Origin of the sequence: Bradyrhizobium sp. SZCCHNR1002 (assembly GCF_032381435.1) — a bacterium.
In the GTDB taxonomy this organism is placed as follows: Bacteria; Pseudomonadota; Alphaproteobacteria; order Rhizobiales; family Xanthobacteraceae; genus Bradyrhizobium; species Bradyrhizobium aeschynomenes.
In genome coordinates, this window is the sequence record NZ_JAUHIS010000001.1 from 676800 (window position 1) to 697585 (window position 20786).

Annotated in this window: 19 protein-coding genes; 10 read left to right on the forward strand and 9 right to left on the reverse strand. The window is 65.8% G+C overall.

The genetic code is table 11. The features are described 5' to 3' along the window. Positions 1-91 precede the first annotated feature (91 nt). Positions 92-802, forward strand: coding sequence for a hypothetical protein (locus QX108_RS03040; protein ID WP_315778889.1), 711 nt, complete (start codon positions 92-94; stop codon positions 800-802). 42 nt (positions 803-844) lie between these two features. Here QX108_RS03040 and QX108_RS03045 read toward each other — a convergent pair whose 3' ends face one another. From QX108_RS03045 to QX108_RS03055, 3 genes are all read right to left on the reverse strand, one after another. Next, complete coding sequence (locus QX108_RS03045; protein WP_315778887.1) at positions 845-2077, reverse strand: GGDEF domain-containing protein; 1233 nt, start codon at positions 2075-2077, stop codon at positions 845-847. Between the two features lie 114 nt (positions 2078-2191). Beyond that, positions 2192-3700 (reverse strand): class I adenylate-forming enzyme family protein, encoded by a 1509-nt coding sequence (locus tag QX108_RS03050; protein ID WP_315778885.1) that lies wholly within the window; start codon positions 3698-3700, stop codon positions 2192-2194. Between the two features lie 51 nt (positions 3701-3751). Further along, entirely contained in the window at positions 3752-5578 is a 1827-nt protein-coding gene (locus tag QX108_RS03055) for an extracellular solute-binding protein (RefSeq protein WP_315778883.1), read from the reverse strand. 261 nt (positions 5579-5839) lie between these two features. On the opposite strand from QX108_RS03055, the gene QX108_RS03060 reads away from it, so the two are divergent. After that, positions 5840-6619: an invasion associated locus B family protein gene (locus tag QX108_RS03060; protein ID WP_172108972.1), complete on the forward strand. Its 780-nt coding sequence runs from the start codon at positions 5840-5842 to the stop codon at positions 6617-6619. A 175-nt stretch (positions 6620-6794) separates the two neighbouring features. On the opposite strand, the gene hspQ is transcribed toward QX108_RS03060, so the two are convergent. Next, a complete protein-coding gene (hspQ, locus tag QX108_RS03065) occupies positions 6795-7127 on the reverse strand; it encodes a heat shock protein HspQ (protein WP_172108970.1) in 333 nt (110 codons plus the stop codon). 131 nt (positions 7128-7258) lie between these two features. Here hspQ and QX108_RS03070 point away from each other — a divergent pair, with 131 nt between their 5' ends. Next, positions 7259-8212, forward strand: a complete 954-nt coding sequence (locus QX108_RS03070; RefSeq protein WP_315778880.1) for an AEC family transporter — start codon at positions 7259-7261, stop codon at positions 8210-8212. 7 nt (positions 8213-8219) lie between these two features. Here QX108_RS03070 and QX108_RS03075 read toward each other — a convergent pair whose 3' ends face one another. Continuing rightward, the gene (locus QX108_RS03075; protein ID WP_315778878.1) at positions 8220-9419 is read right to left on the reverse strand and encodes a UbiH/UbiF family hydroxylase; all 1200 of its coding nucleotides are present in this window, start codon (positions 9417-9419) and stop codon (positions 8220-8222) included. Between the two features lie 117 nt (positions 9420-9536). On the opposite strand from QX108_RS03075, the gene pcsA reads away from it, so the two are divergent. The 3 genes from pcsA (at position 9537) to QX108_RS03090 (ending at position 12131) form a co-directional block, all read left to right on the forward strand. Then, on the forward strand, positions 9537-10271 hold the full coding sequence (pcsA, locus tag QX108_RS03080) for a phosphatidylcholine synthase (RefSeq protein WP_315778876.1): 735 nt from the start codon (positions 9537-9539) through the stop codon (positions 10269-10271). Continuing rightward, entirely contained in the window at positions 10268-10993 is a 726-nt protein-coding gene (locus QX108_RS03085) for a TerC family protein (protein WP_315778874.1), read from the forward strand. The genes pcsA and QX108_RS03085 overlap by 4 nt, the downstream gene beginning before the upstream one ends. 163 nt (positions 10994-11156) lie before the next feature. Next, positions 11157-12131, forward strand: coding sequence for a quinone oxidoreductase (locus QX108_RS03090; protein WP_315778872.1), 975 nt, complete (start codon positions 11157-11159; stop codon positions 12129-12131). A 7-nt stretch (positions 12132-12138) separates the two neighbouring features. Here the strand turns inward: QX108_RS03090 and QX108_RS03095 are convergent, their stop codons facing one another. Next, positions 12139-12891 carry a hypothetical protein gene (locus tag QX108_RS03095; protein ID WP_315720070.1) on the reverse strand — a complete coding sequence of 251 codons (753 nt, stop codon included), beginning with the start codon at positions 12889-12891 and terminating at the stop codon, positions 12139-12141. Between the two features lie 119 nt (positions 12892-13010). Then, positions 13011-13292, reverse strand: coding sequence for a hypothetical protein (locus QX108_RS03100; protein ID WP_315778870.1), 282 nt, complete (start codon positions 13290-13292; stop codon positions 13011-13013). Positions 13293-13537: 245 nt separating this feature from the next. Between QX108_RS03100 and QX108_RS03105 the strand changes: the two genes are divergently transcribed. Continuing rightward, positions 13538-14524 (forward strand): LLM class flavin-dependent oxidoreductase, encoded by a 987-nt coding sequence (locus tag QX108_RS03105; protein WP_315778868.1) that lies wholly within the window; start codon positions 13538-13540, stop codon positions 14522-14524. Positions 14525-14556: 32 nt separating this feature from the next. Here the strand turns inward: QX108_RS03105 and QX108_RS03110 are convergent, their stop codons facing one another. After that, positions 14557-15753 (reverse strand): acetylornithine transaminase, encoded by a 1197-nt coding sequence (locus QX108_RS03110; RefSeq protein WP_315778866.1) that lies wholly within the window; start codon positions 15751-15753, stop codon positions 14557-14559. 408 nt (positions 15754-16161) lie between these two features. Between QX108_RS03110 and QX108_RS03115 the strand changes: the two genes are divergently transcribed. Beyond that, positions 16162-17283 (forward strand): DUF2336 domain-containing protein, encoded by a 1122-nt coding sequence (locus QX108_RS03115; protein WP_315779497.1) that lies wholly within the window; start codon positions 16162-16164, stop codon positions 17281-17283. Positions 17284-17296: 13 nt separating this feature from the next. Here the strand turns inward: QX108_RS03115 and rimO are convergent, their stop codons facing one another. After that, entirely contained in the window at positions 17297-18622 is a 1326-nt protein-coding gene (gene rimO, locus QX108_RS03120) for a 30S ribosomal protein S12 methylthiotransferase RimO (RefSeq protein ID WP_315720073.1), read from the reverse strand. A 113-nt stretch (positions 18623-18735) separates the two neighbouring features. On the opposite strand from rimO, the gene QX108_RS03125 reads away from it, so the two are divergent. Together QX108_RS03125 and QX108_RS03130 are read left to right on the forward strand one after the other, a co-directional pair. Continuing rightward, positions 18736-19326, forward strand: a complete 591-nt coding sequence (locus QX108_RS03125; protein WP_008965342.1) for an ANTAR domain-containing response regulator — start codon at positions 18736-18738, stop codon at positions 19324-19326. Continuing rightward, on the forward strand, positions 19323-20477 hold the full coding sequence (locus QX108_RS03130) for a CmpA/NrtA family ABC transporter substrate-binding protein (RefSeq protein ID WP_315778864.1): 1155 nt from the start codon (positions 19323-19325) through the stop codon (positions 20475-20477). Before QX108_RS03125 ends, QX108_RS03130 begins: the two co-directional genes overlap by 4 nt. Positions 20478-20786: the final 309 nt, after the last annotated feature.

Consider the following 20786-nt stretch of genomic DNA (forward strand, 5'->3'; position numbering starts at 1 on the left):
TGCCCGCCCTACGCAGCACAACGGCTCGACAATTCGGATCAAGCTTGTCTATCGTGAACCTGGGTAATCCCTGCACAGCTTGAGCGATGAAATGCTGTCTCTCGTCAAAGAACTCATGGCGTTCCTTGTGAGCACGGTCGAACAGCAGGGCCTCGCGGTGAGAGGGACCGTCGTGGAAGGCAGAAGGACACGCCGCCTCATCATCGAACTTTGCCGTGGCCCCGAGATCAGGCTAGAGGCGGAGTTCGGCTTTCACATCCAAAAACGCGGCGCGCTGCTCGTGACGTGGACGACGTGGTTTCGCTGGCCGAAGCCTGAGGAGATGCTTCGCGACCTCCGGCCGCCGTCGCCCTATGATGGTCCCGACGTGCCCGAGATCCGCAGGGCGCGAACCCAGCTGTATCCGATCGCTGTGCTACGGGTCGTAAATGATCACAAATCCAATCATGTATATTTTTTTCCTCCGGAGGCTGACGCCATCCGTCGTCATCTCGTAGACGTCGTCGATACCCTGCTGCAAAAGGTCTTGCCGGACTTTCAGCCATACTGCGACGTCGACATATTCAGCCGGGCGGCAACGGAGCCCATGGCAAAATCCCGGCTTGAAATGAGGGAGATCGTTGTCGCAGCAATCCTGGCTGCAGCTGGCAAGCGCCGCGAGTTTGAAGCTTGGCGCGAGGCCTGCAGAAACGGCTTTGTCGGACCGGGTCGGCGAAACGCGACAGGAACCCAGGCCTCTGCCGTCGCATATCAGGAGAAATACGTGCTGGCGCTGGAAAGCCGTCTGCTTGACTCGGGCTAACGCGAGATCGCCGCCGGGAATTCACCCAGCGGCTGCCCCGCCTCACGACGCCGCGCGCTGCGCCTCGCCATAGACGCGGGCCAGCAGCGTGCGCGCCGTGTCATTGGGCTGCAATGCGGCGACGGTGACCGACGGCTCGCTTCGCGTGTCGCGCTTGCCGTGGGAGGTGTGGCGCATCACGCTGGAGAGGCGGCGGGCGATCGCGTGGGCGGAACGCAGATCCGTCTCGGCAAACACGACGACGACGGAGCCGTTGTCCTCATGGGTGCCGAAATCCATCCGCCGCATCAGGCGGCTGATGATGCGGGCGCCGTCATATTGCGCGCGCGGATTCACCGGATCGAAGGCGAAGCGGGCGACGGCCAGGCTGCCGCCGCTCCTCTGGGTTTGGCTGACGGCCGTGGCAAAGTCGCGCGCGAAGGCATTGCGGGTGAGCAGGCCGGTCTGCGGATCGAGCATGCCGCCGGCTTCGATCGCGCGCAGCGTGCGGTTGAGCCGGGTCTCGAAGGCGTGCTGGCGGATCAAAGGCAGCGCGTGGGCCGCGATGTGGGCGGGAGCGCCGGCGATGATCTCGAGATTGGCGAGTTCCTGTAGCGGGGCCGGCTGGTTGGCGGTGACGACGACGGCAAGGTTGCGGAAGCGGGTGTCCTCGGCAAGCACCGCGAGGAACGCATCGACCACGCGCGGCGAAAAGCCCTCGCCCAGCACGATGCCGTCGATGTCGCGGTTCGATAGATGCTTCGCTGCGGCTTCGATGCTGAGCGCGCCGACCACCGCCATGCGCTCGCCAAGCGCGACCGAGAGGCCGGGCAGAGAGCTGCCGCGGCCGAGCAGCAGCACGGTCGCATCGTCGAGCGGATCGGTGTCCGGCAGCGTCGCGTCGGGCGTCTTCTTCTCGTCGAGACGGCGCAGCACCATGGTGTGCAGCGTGCGGACGCGCAACGCCGCGCGCAGCCGCGCCAGCAGCCGCTCGTGATTGTCGCTGCCATGCAAGGGAATGGCGTGGTCGGGAAGAGCCGTACCACCGGGCGTGATTGCGATCAGCGGCACATAGGGTTTTCGTGCACCGACATGACGCGAGAACGCCGCAACCTCGTCGGCATCAGCGTCCTCGACGACGGCAACGACCGCCGCCGGCTGAACCTTGGACATCGTGCTGATCGCATCAGCCCAGCGCGTCTCGACCGAGGGAAGAATTTGCGCCACCGCGAGAGCCGCACTCAGCGAAGGCCGCGTGGACGAGGAGACGATGAGAAGCGGGCCTTGTTGGGACATCCAGGAAACTCAGGATACGCTGACGATACGTCGTGATCCTAGGTCTGTCCCGTTAACGCAGCGTCAACACTGTTCCAAACACGCCGGTTCCCCGTAGCCGTCAGGACGGCAGGTTCAGCCGCCTGAGCTGGCCCGGTCGCGGAAGGCTTCGACCATCAGCGGATTGAGCCCGAGCTCGGCGAGGGCTTCGCGCGCACGGGCATTGTCCATCGCACGGCCCGCGAGGCGATGGCCGCTCAGCCGGTCGGGCAGGGCGGTCAGCAGCGCGCCCTGGCCAAGCCGGCGCGACCATTCGTGCAGGTCCTGCGCAAGGAAGCGATAGCCGCCGACGGCCATCACGCCGGCCGGCGGCGCGGTGATGGAGATGGTGTCGTGAGCACGGTCGAGCCGCACGGCATATTCGGTGTCGACGAAATCGCGCGGCGGCGCCGGCATCAGCGAGTCGCTGGGCGGAGGCGGCGGCGCATAGGCCGCGACCACCACCATGGGACCGCGCAGGCCCAGCGTGCCCTTCGGCGTCACCAGGATCTCGCCGGCGATCGACGATCCCGGCTGCTCGCGCGGCGCGCCCTGGCGGCCCGGCTTGACGGGGCCCGGACTGCCGTCCGCCGCGGTGCGGCGAAGGGCGAACAGGCCGGCCTCGCCGAACAGATAGACATCGGTCATCTCGATGTCGCGCGTCTTCCAGGACGGGCTCGAGGCCACCTGCTCGGGCGCGCGCCACAACCCGAGAACGTAGCGCAGGTTCGGCAGCCGGGCCGTGATGTCGACCTCGTGGAGACGCAACGCGAGCTGCGCCGGAGCGATCAGCGTGTCGCAACCAAGCTGCGCGAGCTGCTGCTCGAGCGCCTCGGCATCGAACGGGTGATGCAGCGCGAGGCTGCCGCCGGACAGCAGCCAGGTCACGACCGACGCGGCGAGACCGGCGAAGGACGACGGCACGAACGCCGACATCATGTTCACGCCCTGCGGCAGGTCGCTCTCGAGCGAGATCGCAAGCCCCCCGGCGATCAGGCTGAGATGGGTGCGCGGCACCGCGCGGAAGCCGTCGGCGGTGACGTCGAACGAGACGATCGCGGCCTTGCGGCCGTCCGGCATCAGCCCGCGCGTCGAGCGCGACGGCTTCGCGATCGATTGATCGAGCGAATACATCCCCTCGGGCAGGTCGGAGCCGAAGCCGCAGACATGGCGGATCGAGAAGGCCTCCGCCGCGGCATTCATGGCGAGATCGGCATGAATGACGCCGTCGATCTTCGACATCGTCACGATCGCCCGCGCGCTGGTGCGGTTCAGCGCCGCCACCAGCTCCGACTGCCGCCACAACAGCGGAAACACGGCCACCACCAGACCAGCGCGATGCGCCGCCAGCACCGTCAGCACGAACTCGATCGTGTTGGGCAGCTGCACCGCGATCACCGAATGCGCGGGCAGGCCGGCATCGATGAAATGCGCCGCCAGCGCCGAGATCACACGGTCGGCCTCGGCGTAGGTCAGGCGCATCGGCGCACGGCCGGTGATGCGTTGCTTGTTGATCGGATCGACCAGCGCAACCGCGTCCGGCTTGCGCGCCAGGATGCGTTGAAACAACGCGTCGAGCGTCGGCGACGTATTGGCCTGATTCACCTGTTGCCCCGTACTTTCACGGACCCGGTCACGACCAACTGCCCCGGTTGGTCATTTCGATGCCGGCTCCGGCCGCTGCCACCAGCTCTCCGGGAGCGCTCCCGTCAAAGCTGTCCTCTTGGGCCGTTCTATACGATTCCACCGAGCGATCCATTCCTCGGCGGCATTGAGCACTGGAATAGCGTAGAACCCCGCCATCAGGGTACGGTCCAATGCGCGAACGGTCGAGATAAATTCCGTCCTGTCGCGGGCCCGCAACAGCGCGGCGATCATGGCATCGATGGCGGGATCCTTGGCGCCCATGTAGTTCCGGGTTCCGGTCCGGTCCGCCGCCTCGCTGCCCCAGTAGAAGGCCTGCTCGTTGCCCGGGGACAGCGACTGGTCCCAGCGGTTCTGGATCATGTCGAACTCGAAGCTCAGGCGACGCTGGTCGAACTGCACGGGATCGACCACCCGGATCGATGCGTCGATGCCGGCGCGCTTGAGACTGCCGGCATAGGCCAGTGCGATGCGCTCCTGATCGCGTGTCGTGACCAGGATTTCGAACGCGAGTGGGGCCTGCGTGGTCCGGTGCCGCAGCACCGTCCCGTCGAGATGGTAGCCGGCCTCTGCAAGCAGATCGAGCGCGGCCTTCAGCGCATTGCGATCGCGCCCCGAGCCGTCGGTGACGGGGAGGCGATAGCTGCCATCCATGATGTCGGCCGGGATCTGCGCCGCGTAGGGCCTCAGAAGCGCGCGCTCGGTGGCGTCGGCAGCGCGTCCATAGGCAGACAGCTCGGAGCCGGCGAAATAGCCGCCGCTGCGACGGTACAGGCCGAAGAAGTAGTTGCGGTTGATCCATTCGAAATCGAACAGCAAGGTCAGGGCACGGCGCACCCTGACGTCGGCGAACACCGCGCGCCTGGTGTTGAACACCAGGAACTGCGACGGCTGCGGCATGCCCGAGGTGAAGCTGTCGCGGATGACCTCGCCATTGCGCGCCGCCGGGAAGTCGTAGCCGTCGTGCCAGCGCAGCGGTTCGGTCTCGACGCGGAAGTCGTAGAGCCCACGCTTGAAGGCTTCGAACTGGCCATTGGCCTCGCGATAATAATCGAGCCTGATCTCGTCGAAGTTCCACAAACCGCGGTTGACCGGCAGGTCGCGGCCCCAATAGTCGGGATTGCGGGTGAGGGTGACGCTCGCCCCCGGCCGCACCGCGGTGACACGGTAGGGCCCGGACCCCAGCGGCGGCGCCATCGTGGTATCCTCGAAGGTCGCGAGGTCGGTGGCGTGCTTCGGCAGGATCGGCATCAGCCCGAGGATCAGCGGCAGCTCGCGATCCTCCGTGCCGCCGAAATCGAACCGGATCGTCAGCGGATCGAGCACCTCGATCCTGGCGACCTTGCCGTAGAACTGCCGGTGGTTGGGACGGCCATGGTCACGCAACAGCGCGAAGGAGAAAGCCACGTCGTCGGCCAGCACCGGGCGGCCGTCCGAGAACCGCGCGCGGGAGTCGAGGTGAAACGTGACATAGGTCCGGCGGTCGTCGGTCTCGACACGACGGGCCAGCAGCCCATACAGCGTGAAAGCCTCGTCATTTCCGCGGGTGAGCAGGCTTTCCACCACATGGCCGCGGATTTGTTGCACCGCAACGCCGCGAACGATGAACGGATTCAGACTGTCGAACGTGCCGAGCAGGCCCCATACGAGGCGGCCGCCTTTGGGGGCGGCCGGGTTCACATAGGGCATATGGTCGAAATCGGCCGGCAAGGCCGGATCGCCGTGCATCGCGATTGCGGCGGTTTCGGCGGCGTTTGCGCGGCAAGTGTAGATCGGCTGCAACAGCGCCAGGATCACGCCGCTCCATCCCGCCGCCGCGCGCAACATCTGCTGCAGCATCAGCGTCGGGGTGCAAGCATTTGATTCGGAACGGGCCACGAAGGGCTTTTACCACAGGCTCGCCCGCGCTAGACCGCGGCTTCGACATGGTCTCGCGGCATTGATTCTTCCGCGCACCGCGTTATGAAAGCGGGCGATTAAGCATTGGCGGCAACGCCTGTCACTTAACCGCCTCATTTCCTGAGGAGACAGCCGCTTCAACGGCTTGGTGTGGCGCCTTTGGCGGTCTCGGGCGCTGCCGTTCAGAAAGGGTTTTCCGCAATGAATTTCCGTGACTTGGCCTCGTCGGTTGGGCCGCGTGGGCGGCTCGTCGCCCTGCTGGCGGTCACCGCGCTGGCCGTTTCCTTTGCTTCTGCTGCGCAAGCTCAGGCGCCTGCTGCACCGAAGGCAAAGGCTCCGGCTGCCGCTCCCAAAGCTCCCGCTCCGGCCGCCCAGGCCCCTGCCAGTCCGCCGGCCGGCGGCCAGCCGCAGCAGGCCCAGCAGGAGATGCCGCAGCTGATCTACGCGCCCTGGACCAAGTTCTGCCTCAAGGGGCAGGATGCCAACGCCAAGCAGGTCTGCTTCATCGGCAAGGACGGCCGCATCGAGTCCGGTCAACCGGTGGTGGCGGCCGTGATCATCGAGCCGGAAGGCGAGCCGAAGAAGATCCTGCGCGTGACCCTGCCGCTCGGCATGCAGCTGCAGCCCGGCACCCGCATCGTGGTCGACAACAACCAGCCGCTGCAGAGCGGCTACGTCATCTGCTTCCAGAACGGCTGCATGTCGGACTACGAGGCGACCCCGGATTTCGTGGCCAGCCTGAAGAAGGGCCAGAACCTGTTCGTCCAGGCCATCAACTCCAACGGCACCGCGCTGACGCTGCCCTTGCCGCTGCAGGAAGGCGGCAGCAGCTTCGCCAAGGCCTATGACGGTCCGCCGACCGATCCGAAGGAGTTCGAGAAGACCCAGCAGAAGCTGCAGGAAGAGCTGCAGAAGCGCGCCGAGGAACAGCGCAAGAAGCTGGAGCAGACCCAGGGCGGTCAGCCGCAGGCGAAGCAATAGCGCCGGCAGCGCCCGAGACATTCACGAAGCAAAAGGCGCCCCGAAAGGAGCGCCTTTTTCGTCAGTCGCTGTGTTTGTCAGCCGCTTTGTCTGTCAGTCGTTGTGTTGTTGGCGATCAGATCATGCCCGCCTCGGGTCCCGCTGGCGGCAAGCGCGAGACGGGCGGTAGCCGCCGTCAATTCAACAACGGGTTGCGCGGACGGTAGCCGCCGGACTTGTCCTTGATGAAGATCTCTGCAACCTGGGAGTGCCGGATCGGTTCACCCGTGTCGTCGGGAACGAGGTTCTGCTCGGAGACGTAGGCGACGTATTCGGACTCGGCGTTCTCGGCCAGCAGATGGTAGAATGGCTGGTCCTTGTGCGGCCGGACTTCCTCGGGGATCGAGAGCCACCATTCCTCGGTGTTGTTGAACTCGGGGTCGATGTCGAAGATCACGCCCCGGAACGAGAACACTCGATGCCGGACGATCTGGCCGATCTGAAACTTGGCAGTTCGCGCTTTGATCATTCTAGTCGAATAGACCAGGATTGAGGCCGATGCTAGTGCCCCGGCCGCGGATTTAATCTAGACATCGGCGATTCGCGCCGTGCCGCGACCTCCCGCGTCCCAGGCCCGCTTCGGGTCATCTGCAAAGACCGATGTTCGACATTCTCAACCTGGCCCTGCCATATTTCGGGGTCGTTTTCATAGGCTTCGCCTGCGGTAAATGGAAAGGGCTGCCCGAGGCCGGGCTGTCCTGGATGAACTTCTTTCTGCTCTACGTGTCGCTGCCGGCCCTGATGTTCAACCTCATCGCCCGCACGCCGTTTGCGGAGCTGAGCAACCCTCCCTTCCTGGTTGCAACGACGCTTGCGACGATGCTCACCTTCACCCTGGCGCTGCTGCTCGGGAAGGTGATCGGGCGCCTGTCGCTGCGCGAAGCGACCATGGCCGGGCTCGCGGGCGGCTATGGCAACATCGGCTACATGGGGCCGGGCCTTGCGCTGTCGGTGCTCGGGGCCAAGGCGGCGGCGCCGACGGCGCTGATCTTCTGCTGCGACAGCATCTTCCTGTTTTCGATCGTGCCGCTGCTGGTGGAACTCACCGAGCGCGATCATGCCTCGCTGTCGCATGCGCTGCGCACCGTGTTGCGTCAGATCGTGCTGAACCCGCTGCTCATGGCAACCGCGGCCGGCATCCTGGCGGCTGCGTTCCAGCTCCATCCCCCGACCGTCGTCGATCGCACCCTGCAGTTCCTGCAGAACGCCGCAGCGCCAACCGCTTTGTTCGCGCTCGGTGTCACCGTGGCGCTGCGGCCGTTCCAGCGGCTGCCCTGGGAGGTGCCGGTCCTGACCGTCGTGAAGCTCGTGATCCACCCGCTGATATCATTCGGACTGATGCTGCTGTTCGGCCCGTTCGCGCAGCCCTGGGCGGCGACGGCGGTGCTGATGGCGGCGCTGCCGCCGGCGCTCAACGTGTTCGTGATCGCGCGTCAGCACGACAGCTGGATCGAGCCGGCCTCATCAGCGGTGCTGATCGGCACCTTCGCGTCCGTGGTCACGCTCACCAGCGTGATGTGGCTGATCCAGAGTGGCCGGCTCGCGTTCCCGTGACATCCGGTCAGCCGGCCTTGCGGGTCATACGCCAGGAGGGCGCCAGGCCTTCACGCATCGCCAGCCGCCGCAGGGGTCCGAAGCCGCCGATCAGGTGCATGCCGACGGCGCGCAGCGATTGCATCGGCAGGAGGTCGCTGAGCAGCGAGCGGTTGGCCATGTCGATCGCGAAGGTGCGGCTGAGAATGTCGGCGCGACGGGCCGCGCCGTAGCGGGCGATGACCTGGGACGCGCCGAGATCCTCGCCGGCGGCCTTGGCCTTCTGCACGACGGCGGCAATGTCGATGCCATCGCGCAGGCCGAGATTCAGTCCCTGCGCGCCGATCGGCGGCACCACGTGCGCCGCCTCGCCGATCAGGGCGACGCGGTTCTGGGCGTAGCGCTGCGGCCGCTCGATCGCGAGCGGAAACACGTGGCGACCGGGCTCGACGCGGACGCGGCCGAAGATCGAATGCGATTGCCGCTCGGCGGCGGCGGACAGCGCGTCATCATCGAGAGCGAACAGCCGCTCGGCTTCCTTCGGCGCGGCGACCCAGACGACGCTGCAGCGGTCGCCGGGCAGCGGCACGAACACGCATGGTCCCTGCGGCGTATGGAATTCCGTCGACACGCCGTGATGGGGACGCGCGTGGGTGATGTTGAACGTCAGCGCCGATTGCTGCAGCGTCCTGCGGCTCACACCGATGCCGGCGGCCTCGCGGCACAACGAATGCCGGCCATCGGCGCCGACCACGAGCTGGGCGGTCAGCACCCGGCCGGATGCGCTGGTGACCGTGACGGCATCGGCGCCGCTGTGGACGCTCTCCGCATCCTCGGCGATCCGCACCAATTCCTCGATCTCGCCGGCGCGCTGCTCCAGCGCCTCGACCAGCACGGCATTGGCGACGTTGTAGCCGAACAGTTCGAGCCCGATCTCGTCGGCGTCGAAGCGCACCTCGGGAGCCCGGATCAACCGGCCGGTGTCGTCGACCAGGCGCATCGTCTTCAGGCCGGCGGCGCGGTCGCGGCAGGCGGCCCAGACGCCGAGCTGATCGAGGAAGTCGACCGAGCCGCCGAGCAGGGCCGTGGTGCGATTATCGGCATACGGCGCCTTGCGTGCCACGAGCGCCGTACGGGCGCCGGTCTGCGACAGGGCAATGGCGGCGGCGAGCCCCGCGGGGCCGCCGCCGACGACGATGACATCGAAGCTGGAGTCTGCGTGGGTCATGCCGGAACATTTGACGTTCCTTCCGGCATTTTCAAGTGTGATCCGCACGCCTGCGCGGCGCATCGCCGCAATCGCCGATATGCAATTCACTTCGATTCCTGATAGCACTGGAGCGAAATGGATCAGCTCAGACCAGACAGCATCGCATCCGCCACGCCGCTGCGCCGCGCCGCTGCGTTCTCGGTGCACGTCTTCACGGCGCTCGGCGCCGGGGTCGCGCTGCTGGCGATGCTCGAGGCGGTACGCGAGCATTGGGCCGCGATGTTCTGGTGGCTCGGGGTGGCACTGGTCATCGACGGCGTCGACGGGCCGCTGGCGCGCTGGCTCGACGTCCTCAACGTGCAGCCGGACTGGTCCGGCGACGTGCTCGATCTCGTGGTGGACTTCACGACGTATGTGTTCGTGCCGGCCTATGCGATCACCGCGAGCGGCATGCTGCTGCCGTTGGCCGCCCCGGTGATCGGCATCGGCATCGCCGTGACCGGCGCGCTGTACTTCGCCGACCGCCGCATGAAGAGCGACGACAATCATTTCCGCGGCTTTCCCGGCCTGTGGAACATTGCCGCGTTCTATCTGTTCATGCTGCATCCGACGCCGCTGCTGGCGACGCTCGGCCTCGCGATCCTGATCGCGCTGACCTTCGTCCCGTTTCACGTCATCCATCCAGTCCGTGTCCAGCGGCTGCGCTGGCTGACGCTGCCACTCGTCGCGCTCTGGGGTGTGCTCGTCATCCACGTGCTCCGCCAGAATTTTGCAGTGGGCCCGATCGTCACAGCGCTGCTGTGCGCCATCGGCCTCTATATCGTCGCGAGCGACTCCGCGATCCGCCTGTTGAGATCCTTGAAATCATGATCGACCTTCTGACAAGTCCCGAAGCCTGGGCCGCGCTGCTGACCCTGACCGCGCTCGAAATCGTTCTCGGCATCGACAACGTCATCTTCCTGTCGGTGATCACGTCGCGCATCCCCGAGCCGCAGTCGACGCGCGCCCGGCAGATCGGGCTGGCGCTGGCGCTGATCTTCCGCATCATGCTGCTCAGCGTGCTGGTCTGGCTGATCGGGCTGACCCAGCCGGTGTTCTCGGTCGGCAAGCTCGGCTTCTCCTGGCGCGACATCATCCTGATCGCCGGCGGCCTGTTCCTGATCGCCAAGGCGACGCACGAGATTCACGCCGAGGTCGAGGCCCGCGAGGGGGATGGGCCGCAGGCCGGCGGCGGCAGCAGCTTCTTCTGGGTGATCCTGCAGATCATCGTCATCGATCTCGTGTTCTCGCTGGACTCCATCATCACCGCGATCGGCATGGCGCAGGATCTGGAGATCATGATCGCCGCCGTGATCATTGCCGTGATCATCATGTACGTCTCATCCGGGCCGGTCGCGCGCTTCGTCGCCAACCATCCGACCACCAAGATGCTGGCGCTCGCCTTCCTGGTGCTGATCGGCGTCGCACTGGTGGCGGACGGCTTCGAGTTCCACATTCCGCGCGGCTACATCTACTTCGCGATCGTGTTTGCGCTGGCGGTCGAGGCCTTCAACGTGATGGCCTCGCGCAACCGCAGGAAGCGCGCGGGCTGAGTTGACAAGACCGTCGTGATCGCCTTGGCTTTTGCCAGGCCGCGCTTGCGGGAGTGATCCGCTGGTCCGGCGAAACCGGATGTCTGCCGAGAATCAGATAAGCGTCCGGATTGGATCGGATCGTCCGATCCGGTCACACAGGTTCTGCAGGGAGGGGGCCCCGATGGCCAAGGCGGTGCGCGTGCACAAGGTGGGAGGGCCGGAGGCGCTCGTCTACGAGCCGGTCGAAATCGCCGCGCCCGGACCCGGCGAGGTCCGTATCCGCCAGCACGCGATCGGCCTGAACTTCATCGACGTGTACTATCGCACCGGCCTGTACAAGGCGCCGGGGCTGCCGTTCATCGCCGGCAACGAGGCTGCCGGCGAGGTGATCGCCGTGGGGCCTGGCGTCACCCATTTTCATCCCGGCGACCGCGTGGCCTACTACGAGAATCTCGGTGGCTACGCCACCGAGCGCAACATCGGCTGGCAGCGCCTCGTCAAGCTGCCCGACCACATCACCTACGAGCAGGGCGCCGTGCTGATGCTCAAGGGACTGACGGTGTGGTACCTGCTGCACAAGACCTTCAAGGTCGAGCCGCATCACCGCGTGTTGATTCACGCGGCCGCCGGCGGCATCGGCCTGCTGGCCTGCCAGTGGGCGCGGGCGCTCGGGGCGCATGTCATCGGCACCGTCGGCTCGAAGGCCAAGGCCGACCTCGCGCTCGCCAATGGCTGCGACCACGTCATCATCTACAGCGAAGAGGACTTCGTCGCGCGTGTGAAGCAGATCAGTCGCGGCGAACTGTGCGACGTGGTTTATGACGGCGTCGGCAAGTCGACCTTCCCAGGCTCGCTGTCATGCCTGAAGCCGCGCGGCCTGTTCGTGAGCTTCGGCAACGCCTCGGGCCCGGTGCCGCCGTTCTCGATCGCCGAGTTGAACAGTCACGGCTCGCTGTTTGCGACCCGGCCGAAGCTCAACGACTATATCGGCAAGCGCTCGGAACTGCTCGAAGGCGCCGACACGCTGTTCTCGGCCGTGATCAGCGGCAAGCTGCACGTTCCGATCAATCACGCCTATGCGCTGAAGGATGCGGGCCGGGCGCACGCCGATCTCGAAAGCCGCGCCACCACCGGAGCCTCGATCCTCAAGCCGTGACGGTTCGCTAGCTTTGATCGTCGGCTGACGCCGTGCGATCGGCGGCGCGACTCCACAGCATCGCGTTGCTCTGGCCCGTCTTGGCTTGCTCGATCCTGGCAGGTGCCAGACTGTCCTGTCCCTCGAGCCAGGCGCGCTCGCGCTGCGGATCATCCAGCGCCAGCGCGAGCCCCTGGTTCAACTCGTACAGGTCGGCGGCGAGACCGGACTCCGCGAGCGCCGACATCAGCGCGTCCTGGATCAATCCCCGCAGTGCGACATGAGGCCCAGAGATCGGGACCTCGACATCGCGTCCAGCCACCGCCTGGGTGCAGGCGCGCCGGTCGAAGGATGCGTGCCCGCGGCAGGCAAGGGGACGGGCAGGATGGATGATGCAGGCGCCGCGCACCACGAAGGGGCAGGGCTGGCGCAGCTTCATCCGCTCGGTCTCGCCCATGCCACGCGTCGCCCGGTTGGCGAGCTTGACCCGGCGCGACAGCAGGCCGAGCGCCGTCGACGGCATCCGCTGGTCGATCTGGCGGATATAGCGGGCGAGCAGAAATATCTCGGGTGCAGTTGCCGTGACACGGAGCGCGCAGCACGAGGGACAGCCCTTCTCGCAGGCGAGCGCCGGCAGATGCGCCGACTGGGCGCCGATATTGGCCTCGAACAGATCGAAGGCCTGTTCGGTGAGGCTCTCGACGGTCGCGCTTGATCGGGGCCAGTTGGCGAGCAGGGCGCGGAAACTCTGTTGCAACTCTCTGAACACCGATTGCGCCACTGCCGTTCTCCTGCGCAGCCCGTGAAATCACGATCGACCGCGGCGGACCCGGCCCACCGCGGTCGACGGGGATGAGGCAGAGAGGACGCTCACGGCCTCATCCAAACGGAGGCGAGATGTCAGGCTGCGACATCCTTCAGGATCGCGTCGAAGCTGGGGCGCGGGATGCGGAAGAAGCCACGGCCGCCCGCGAAGGTCTGGTAGTGCGGACGAGCCATATCGAGCAGCCGCTCGTACCATTGGTCGGCGGTCAGGCCGGCCGGCTTCTCGCCAATGGAGTTGATGGCCGAGTTCGGGAAGAAGCGGACATGGATCAACACCTCTTCCGTCGCGGCCGCGGCGGCGATGTGGCTCCTGGTGTCCTCCACGGGCAGCACCCGAGCCAGATTGTCTTTCGCCATTCGTGCGTCTCCTTGTGTCGTGCCGACCTCGTTGTCGGCGGAATGAACATCAGCTTGGTTCCGGCAAGCCTTGCCCCCTCCGAGCTGATCACATCCCGTGCAACGCTATATCCATACAAATATAACGTATGTCATCGGATCGCAGGCGTCTGGCCCCGACAGCATCGTTGCTCACGGGACGCGCTGTCTTTGATCCAGGTCAATCGACTGGAAAAGGCAGGACGATGCCGATAGATTTCGACATCATGACTACCCATCTCCGCATCGGCATCTTCTGCCCCTACGACAATCACGGTGACAGCGATCACGCGGCCATTCAGGCTGAAACCGACCTGGTGCTCAAAGCCGAGGCACTCGGCTTCGACGAGGCCTGGATCTCCGAGCATCATTTCGATGCCGGCAGTTCGAGCCCCTCGATCTTCGCGCTGCTCGGCTTTCTCGCGGCCCGCACGACGCGCATTCGTCTCGGCACTGCGGCCGTGCTGCTGCCGTTTCGCCCTCCGATTGAAGTCGCCGAGGACATTGCCACCATCGACATTCTCAGCGGCGGCCGGCTTGATGTCGGCATCGCGCGGGGCGGGCCGTTCCCGGAGCAGAACCGGAATTTCGCTGTCTCGTCCGATGAAGCGCGGCCGCGGATGCTGGAGGCGCTGCATCTGATCCAGCGTCTCCTGACGGAGGATGAGGTGTCGCATCGGGGCAGTTACTACCACGTCGATCGCTTGCGGCTGACGCCACGGCCGCTGCAGCGGCCGATCCCGACCTGGATTGCATCGGCCAGCGCAGCCGCGCTCGACGACGCAGCCGCGCATGGCCATGGACTGATGGCCGGCCTGACCTCGACGCTCGACGACATCAAGCAGATGCTGCGGAGCTATTGGGAGCGCAACACCGAGGCAGACGCGCGGCTCGTGGTATCGCGGTTCTACTGCAGCGCGCCGACCCGGGAGGCGGCGATCGCCGAGGCGGCGCCATTCCTGCAGCAGTTCTTCGATCGCAGGCGGCAGCTGTCCGCGGGGCCTCGTGCATGGGTGTCGCCGACCAATGTCGAGGGCTTCCTCGCACGGTCGCTGATCGGCAGCCATGACGAGGTCCGGTCCAAGCTGGCAGAGCTCGCGGAGGCCGGGCCGCGCAGCGTACTGCTGCTCCCGACCAGCATCGACGCCGGCCGGCGCTGTGACCTGCTCGCAACGTTCCGGACGCACATCTTGGCAGGCCGGCCCGGCGCATAGACACCGCGCCGGCCCTGGCGCGACCTCAGCCACTACGCCACGCAGCGCGCGGCGCCGACCTTGGTGAGGAGACCATCCAGCACGTCGATCATCGCTGCGATCTCGTCCCGGGTCACGTTGAGTGCCGGCATGAAGCGCAGCGTGTCAGGTCTGGGCGCATTCAAGAGCAGGCCGAGCTCGAAGGCGTGCGCCACCAGCGCTGGTGCGATCGGCCTGACGACATCGAGTGCGAGCAGGAGCCCGCGGCCGCGCACATCGCCGAGCCCGTGCCGCGCCGAGATGCGTTGCAGCTCGCTCTCGAGATAGATCCCGTTGTCCACGACGGCCTTGAGAAACTCCGGCTTCTCGACGAGATCGAGCACGGCAAGCCCGGCCGCACACATCAGCGGATTGCCGTTGAACGTGCCGCCCTGATCGCCATGCTCGAAGCACGCAGCCTCGTCCGTTGCCAGCAGGGCCGCGAGCGGCACACCGCCGCCGATGCCCTTGCCGAGCGTCATGATGTCGGGGAGGACGTCGGCGTGCTCATAGCCGAACAGCTTTCCAGTCCGTCCCATGCCGGTCTGGATCTCGTCGACGATCAGCAGCAGTCCGTGCCTGGTCGTCAGCGCCTGCAATTGCTGCAGGAACTTGTCCGTCGCGGGCCATACGCCAGCCTCGCCCTGGATCGGCTCCAGCATGATCGCAACCGTGTTGCCCGAGATCAGCGCCTCGACCGAGGCGATGTCGTTCAGCCGCGCCTTGGGGAAACCCGTCACCTTCGGCTCGAACAGCGGCTCGAACGCCTTCTTGCCGGAGGCTGACATGGTCGCCAGCGTGCGGCCATGGAAGCCACCCTCGAAGGTGATGATCTCATGGGCGCCGTTCTTGCGCAGCGCGCCGTATTTGCGCGCCAGCTTGATCGCGCCTTCATTGGCCTCTGCGCCGGAGTTGGTGAAGAACACCTGGTCGAAGCAGGAGCGATCGACCAGCGCCTTGGCGAGTTTCAGGCTGGTGTCGTTGAAATAGGCCGGACTCGGCGTGATCAGCCGCGTGGCCTGGTCGGCGAGCGCTTTGGCCAGCTCAGGCGGCGCATGGCCGAGCGAGTTCACGGCCCAGCCCTGGATGAAATCCAGATAGCGCTTGCCGCTGTCGTCCCACAGCCAGGAGCCCTTGCCCTGGACGAAGACCGTGCGCGGACGCGCCGTGATGTCCATCAGAGCCTCATAAGGATGGGGGGCGGTCAGCATGTTCAATCTCCTATGCTCAGGGGGAAACCACGGGCCGAAAAGCGAGAAGGCCGCTCCTTTGCGGGAGCGGCCTTCTCGAAAACCTGAAGCTGATGAGTTCGTCGATCAGCAACGTCTTCGGACATGGCGCGCCCCGGCATCGTCACGGCGGTGACGACGGCAAACGGCGGCGCGGCGGTTGGTCCGGTTGTGGATCATGCGCGGGCCATACAGGCAATTCGCAACAGATGTCAAGACGTCAGTCGGCTCGCAGCGAGGAGGGGAGGCCACCCCCTCCGGAGGGGGACTGCGTGCGATGAACGCACGGGCTGGCCGCAGCTGTGCCCGGTTAGTTCAAACTTTACCAAACATTTAGCGGCAGGATTTACCGTGCTGCCCAGCTTGAAACGCAAGCGCTCAGGACGAGCGATGTCGAATCCCCACAACATGATTGCCGAGGACGTCCAGGCGGCGATCGCCACCGGCTCGGCGGAACGCTGCTCCAGCGTGGCCGAGCGGGTCGCCTCGCTGTTCATTGCCTCGGCTGGCAATCTGGATATCGAGCAGCACGCGCTGTTCGCCGACGTCTTCGAGCGTCTCGTCAACACGATCGAGTTGCGGGCGCTGGCCGATGTCGGCGCTCGCATCGCGCTCGCCGAACTCAGCGCACAGCTCGCTCCCATCCCTCAGACACCGGTCACGGTGATCCGGCGGCTCGCCCATCATGACGACATCGCGGTGGCCGGACCGGTGCTGTCGGAGTCGCCGCGACTGACCGCCGAGGATCTGATCGAGATCGCCAACACCCGGAGTGAGAAGCACCTGGTTGCCGTCGCCGGTCGCTGGTGGCTGCAGGAGGTCGTCACCGACGCGCTTCTGATCCGGCGCTTTCCCAGCGTCAGTCGCAAGTTGATGAAGAATCCCGGTGCGCGGATCTCGGCGGCCGGTTTTTCGATCATTCTGGCGCAAGCGTTGGGCGACCCGGAGCTGGCCATTGCCACAGGCATTCGCGCCGACCTGCCGTCCGCGCTGCGCCGGACGTTGCTGCAGAATGCAACCGAAGCGGTGAAGGCGAGGCTGCTCGCGTCAGCGCCGCCGCATCTCTACGAGGAGATCCGCAGCGCGATCGCGGCCGCGACGACCGATGCCGAGCAGGGCATGTCGCGTTGCCGTGACTTCGGCGGCGCGAAGCTGACGGTCGGGCAGTTGAAGCAGGCGGGCAAGCTCAACGAAGCCGCGCTGCTCGATTTTGCGCGTCAGCGGCGCTACACCGAAACCATCGCGGCCATCGCGGAGCTGGCAAAATGCAGCATCGAGCTGGTGCGGCCGCTGATGCAGAGCCTGCGCAGCGACGGCATTCTCGTGCCGTGCAAGGCTGCGGGTCTGAGCTGGACCACGGTTGCGGCGATCCTCGACAGCCGGTTCGTGACAGGCGCGACCAAGCCTGATGAGCTCACCAAGCTGAAGAACAGGTATCTCGAGCTGACGCTGGATGAGGCACAGCGCTTGATCAAGCTCTGGAACGTGAGGGCTGGCGCATCAGCCAACTGAGCCGATGTCCGGCTCAGAACCCCGAGACGACGCCGTGCAGGTCGTATTCGTCGGCGCGCTCGATCTTGGCCGTGACGATCTCGCCGACCCGCAGCGGACGGCGGCTGGACACATACACGGCCCCGTCGATCTCCGGCGCATCCGCCTTGGAGCGGCCCTTGGCAACCGTCGGGCCGACCTCGTCGATGATGATCTGCTGGCGCGTCCCGACCTTGCGCTTCAGCCGACGCGCCGAGATCTTCTGCTGCCGCGCCATCAGCGCATTCCAGCGCTCCTGCTTGACCTCGTCCGGCACCTGGTCGGGCAGGGCGTTGGAGGTCGCGCCAGCCACCGGCTCGTATTTGAAGCAGCCGAGCCGGTCGATCTCGGCCTCGTCCAGCCAGTCGAGGAGATAAGCGAAGTCCTCGTCGGTTTCGCCGGGGAAACCGACGATGAAGGTCGAGCGCAGCGCCAGGTCGGGGCAGGTCGCCCGCCATGCCTTGATCCGGTCCAGCGTCCTGTCCTGCGCGGCCGGCCGCCGCATCGCCTTGAGCACGTTCGGGCTGGCATGCTGGAACGGGATGTCGAGGTAGGGTAGCACCTTGCCTTCAGCCATGAGGCCGATCACTTCGTCGACATGGGGGTAGGGGTAGACGTAATGCAGCCGGACCCAGGCGCCGAGATCGCCGAGCTCCCGGGCGAGGTCGAGGAACCGGGCCCTGACGCTGCGGTCCTTCCAAGAACTCTCGGCATATTTCAGGTCGAGCCCGTAGGCGGACGTATCCTGGGAGATGACCAGGAGCTCCTTGACGCCGGCCGCGACCAGCCGCTCGGCCTCGCGCAGCACGTCGGCCGCCGGCCGCGACACCAGATCGCCGCGGAGCTTTGGAATGATGCAGAAGCTGCACCTGTTATTGCAGCCCTCGGAGATCTTCAGATAGGCGTAGTGCCGGGGCGTCAACTTGATGCCCTGGGGAGGGACGAGATCCAGATGCGGGTTGTGCACCGGCGGCGACGCCCGATGGACGGCGTCCAGCACGCTTTCATATTGCTGGGGCCCCGTGATCGACAGCACGCCGGGATAGGCCTGCTCGATCTGCTCGGGCTCGGCGCCCATGCAGCCGGTCACGATCACCTTGCCGTTCTCGGCCATCGCCGAGCCGATCGCCGACAGCGATTCCTGCTTGGCGCTGTCCAGGAAGCCGCAGGTGTTGACGATGACGAGGTCGGCGCCGTCATGCTGGCGGGCGAGCTCATAGCCCTCGGCGCGCAGCCGCGTAATGATGCGCTCGGAATCGACCAGCGCCTTCGGACATCCGAGCGAAACAAAGCTGATCTTGGGCGCGGAACCCTGCTGCATCTTGGAACTGCCTGATGGGATAAGCGTCAGCTAGTCCGAATTACTCAGAAAGACAAGGCTTTAAGGCGGTCGCGTCCATGCTATGGATGACCGCCCGGACACCCTGGTGATCGATGAGCGCCGAGCAATCGCCCAAAATCGTGATCGTCGACGAAAGCCCGATCCGCGCGGCCATCCTGGAGGAAGGCCTGCGGGAGGCGGGTTTTACCGGCGTGGTGCATGTCAGCGAGATGCAGGGCCTGCTGGCGCGAATCTATGCCCTGGACCCCGACGTCATCGTCATTGACCTGGAGAACCCGAGTCGCGACGTGCTCGAGCAGATGTTCCAGGTCAGCCGCGCCGTCCGCCGGCCGATTGCCATGTTCGTCGACCAGAGCGATGCCGCCTCGATCCAGGCCTCGGTCGAAGCCGGCGTGTCGGCCTATATCGTCGACGGTCTGAAGAAAGAGCGGATCAAGCCGATCCTCGACCTCTGCATCTCCCGTTTCAATGCGTTCTCCAAGCTGCAGGACGAGCTCGAGCGTACCAAATCGGCGCTGGAGGATCGCAAGGTGATCGACCGCGCCAAGGGAATTCTGATGAAGATGAAGGGCTTCACCGAAGAAGAAGCCTACGTGCTGTTGCGATCCACGGCGATGCGCGAAAAGAAGAAGATCGGCGAGATCGCGCAGTCGATCCTGACCGCCTCGGAGATGCTGAAATGAGCGGGCCGCTTCGCATTGGCTTCATTCCGCTGGTCGATGCTGCGGCGCTGATCGTCGCGGTCGACAAGGGCTTCACCGCCGCGGAGGGGCTCGACGTCACGCTGGTCCGCGAGGTCTCCTGGTCGAATGTGCGCGACAAGCTCAACATCGGGCTGTTCGATGCCGCGCATCTGCTGGCGCCGGTCGCGATCGCCTCCAGTCTCGGCATCGGCCACGTGAAGGTCCCGATCGTCGCGCCGTTCAATCTCGGCGTGAACGGCAACGCCATCACGATCACGCCGGCCCTGCATGCCGAGCTCATGGCGAATCTGGAGGGCGACCGGTTCGACCCGATGGCGACGGCGCTGGCCTTGTCGCGCGTCGTCGCCGCCCGACGCAAGGCTGGCGCCGAGCCGCTGACCTTCGGCATGACGTTTCCGTTCTCCACCCACAATTACCAGCTCCGATTCTGGATGGCCGCGGGCGGCGTCGATCCCGATGAGGACGTTCGTCTTGTGGTGCTGCCGCCGCCTTACATGGTCGAGAGCATCGCCAGCGGTCATGTCGACGCCTTCTGCGTCGGCGCTCCCTGGAACTCGATCGCGGTCGACCTGGGCATCGGCCACATCCTGCACTTCGTGTCGGACGTCCTGGTGCGGGCGGCCGAGAAAGTGCTCGCGGTCCGGCAGAGCTGGGCCGACAAGCATCCGGATGCGCTGGCGGCACTGGTCAGGGCCTGCGGCCGGGGCGCCGATTTCATCGAGCAGAACCATGCCGAGGCGTCGCTGATCCTGGCGCAGCCCGAGCGGATCGGCGTCGATGCCGAGGTGCTCCAGCGTACGCTTGATGGGCGGCTCAAGATCTCACCCGACGGCACGTTTCGCGAAAGCCCGCGCTATTTATTGGTGGGGCGGGAAGGGGCGGCGCGTCCCGAGCCGATCCAGGCGGCCTGGCTTTATGCGCAGATGGTGCGCTGGGGTCAGACGGCGCTCAGCGACGAGGGGCTGCGCACCGCAATCGGCGTGTTCAGGCCGGACATCTACGACGCCGCGCTCGGTGTGCCCGGGCAGGTCCAGGACGCCGCCATCGGCGCGTTCGCTGGCCCACCATTCGCAGCCGACGACGTCATGGGTCACCTCAAGGCCTTCAAGATCGGCCGCTGGACCGCCTGATCCACCTCTCCCGATCATGATCTGGGCATCTCGGCCACCCGACCATTTTTTGGGCGGAGTGCCCGCATTTCAGGGCTTGAGCCGGCGAACGCGCTTTCGCCGATTCGTACATCCCATTGTTTTATCCTGCATTTCCTCTCCCTCGAAGCTGGCACGCAACTTGAATATTGCAGTGCAGTCGGCCGCCGCAGATGCCGCTGACTGCAATCCGTGCCGGATTTCCGCAGCAACGAAGCTGGTCGGACCGCTCATCTGAAATCAAGCCAATGCCGGCCGTTTCGGACGACGCGATCCTCATCCCATCCCCGA

Bases quoted from the DNA above. Each gene is read 5' to 3' on its own strand.
- QX108_RS03055 (WP_315778883.1), bottom strand. From the start codon at position 5,578: ATGCTGCAGCAGATGTTGCGCGCGGCGGCGGGATGGAGCGGCGTGATC.
- rimO (WP_315720073.1), bottom strand. From the start codon at position 18,622: ATGCAGCAGGGTTCCGCGCCCAAGATCAGCTTTGTTTCGCTCGGATGT.
- QX108_RS03130 (WP_315778864.1), top strand. From the start codon at position 19,323: ATGAGCGGGCCGCTTCGCATTGGCTTCATTCCGCTGGTCGATGCTGCG.
- QX108_RS03100 (WP_315778870.1), bottom strand. From the start codon at position 13,292: ATGGCGAAAGACAATCTGGCTCGGGTGCTGCCCGTGGAGGACACCAGG.
- QX108_RS03115 (WP_315779497.1), top strand. From the start codon at position 16,162: ATGTCGAATCCCCACAACATGATTGCCGAGGACGTCCAGGCGGCGATC.
- QX108_RS03105 (WP_315778868.1), top strand. From the start codon at position 13,538: ATGACTACCCATCTCCGCATCGGCATCTTCTGCCCCTACGACAATCAC.
- QX108_RS03070 (WP_315778880.1), top strand. From the start codon at position 7,259: ATGTTCGACATTCTCAACCTGGCCCTGCCATATTTCGGGGTCGTTTTC.
- QX108_RS03110 (WP_315778866.1), bottom strand. From the start codon at position 15,753: ATGCTGACCGCCCCCCATCCTTATGAGGCTCTGATGGACATCACGGCG.
- QX108_RS03075 (WP_315778878.1), bottom strand. From the start codon at position 9,419: ATGACCCACGCAGACTCCAGCTTCGATGTCATCGTCGTCGGCGGCGGC.
- QX108_RS03090 (WP_315778872.1), top strand. From the start codon at position 11,157: ATGGCCAAGGCGGTGCGCGTGCACAAGGTGGGAGGGCCGGAGGCGCTC.
- QX108_RS03045 (WP_315778887.1), bottom strand. From the start codon at position 2,077: ATGTCCCAACAAGGCCCGCTTCTCATCGTCTCCTCGTCCACGCGGCCT.
- QX108_RS03060 (WP_172108972.1), top strand. From the start codon at position 5,840: ATGAATTTCCGTGACTTGGCCTCGTCGGTTGGGCCGCGTGGGCGGCTC.
- QX108_RS03125 (WP_008965342.1), top strand. From the start codon at position 18,736: ATGAGCGCCGAGCAATCGCCCAAAATCGTGATCGTCGACGAAAGCCCG.
- hspQ (WP_172108970.1), bottom strand. From the start codon at position 7,127: ATGATCAAAGCGCGAACTGCCAAGTTTCAGATCGGCCAGATCGTCCGG.
- pcsA (WP_315778876.1), top strand. From the start codon at position 9,537: ATGGATCAGCTCAGACCAGACAGCATCGCATCCGCCACGCCGCTGCGC.
- QX108_RS03040 (WP_315778889.1), top strand. From the start codon at position 92: ATGCTGTCTCTCGTCAAAGAACTCATGGCGTTCCTTGTGAGCACGGTC.
- QX108_RS03085 (WP_315778874.1), top strand. From the start codon at position 10,268: ATGATCGACCTTCTGACAAGTCCCGAAGCCTGGGCCGCGCTGCTGACC.